The sequence below is a fragment of the Streptomyces alkaliphilus genome, from assembly GCF_014141535.1.
Classification (GTDB): Bacteria; Actinomycetota; Actinomycetes; order Streptomycetales; family Streptomycetaceae; genus Streptomyces; species Streptomyces alkaliphilus.
This window is the reverse complement of the sequence record NZ_VKHT01001427.1, coordinates 1-957: the sequence shown is the minus strand read 5'-3', so window position 1 is coordinate 957 and position 957 is coordinate 1. Positions and strand designations below refer to the sequence as shown.

The 957-nt window shown below is 74.1% G+C and carries 1 protein-coding gene; it reads right to left on the bottom strand.

What is annotated here, in order from left to right:
• A partial coding sequence (locus FNQ90_RS24890; protein ID WP_323380172.1) for a PP2C family protein-serine/threonine phosphatase occupies positions 1–925 on the bottom strand: 925 nt, incomplete at its 3' end.
• Positions 926–957 lie beyond the last annotated feature (32 nt).

The following is a 957-nucleotide window of genomic DNA, read 5'->3' as shown; positions in this document are numbered from 1 at the left end:
CCTCTATCTCGCCGACCGCCGCGACGGCCGCCCCTTCGACGAACGCGACGAGGAGGTGCTGGTGGCACTGGCGGGGGCCGCCGGGGTGGTGTTCCATCAGTTCCTCGCACAACCGTCGTGGGGGAAGCCCCACCCGCTCCTCCGCCAGCCGGACCAGCTCGGCCATTCCCTCGTCCAGGGAGCGGCGCGGATGCTCGACCAAACCATCGGTGAACAGCACCAGCACCGCGCCGGGCGGCAGGGAGCGGTGATGGCCGGGACGAGGTCGGTCGGGATCGACGCCCAGCGGCAGACCGGGCTCGCCGCCCAGTTGGCGCGCCCCCCCGGCGGGGTCCAGAACCAGCGGGGGCGGGTGCCCCGCGGTGCTCCAGTCGATGTTCCACCCGTCCCCTCCCGAAGGCCCCGGGGCGATCCGGACCAGACAGGCCGTGGTCATGGGGAGGTCGCTCATCGCCCGCCCCATGTGATCGAGGCGGCAGAGCACCTCCGCCGGGGGTTCGTGCCGGTCGTACAGAAGGGCCCGCAGCATGTTCCGGATGCGGGACATCCCTGCCGCCGCCCGCAGGTCGTGGCCGATCACGTCGCCGATCACGGCCACCAGGGTGCCGTCGGGCAGGGTCAGGGCGTCGTACCAGTCCCCGCCGAGCCGGCCCGGCACGGCGGCGGGTCGGTAGGCTCCCGCGACGGTGAAGGGGCGGGGGGCGGGCAGTTCGGGCAACAGCAGGCGTTGGAACTGCTCGGCGCCGTCCCGGACCTGTTCGAAGAGCCGCGCGTTCTCGATCGCCACCCCGGCGGCCCCCGCCAGTGCCACCAGCACCTCCTCGTCGCGTTCGTCGAAGGGGCGGCCGTCGCGGCGGTCGGCGAGATAGAGGTTGCCGTAGCGGCCACCGCGCGCGGAGAGGGCGACGCCCAGCAGCGTGCGCATCGGGGGGTGGCCGGGCGGAAAGCCCACGGACG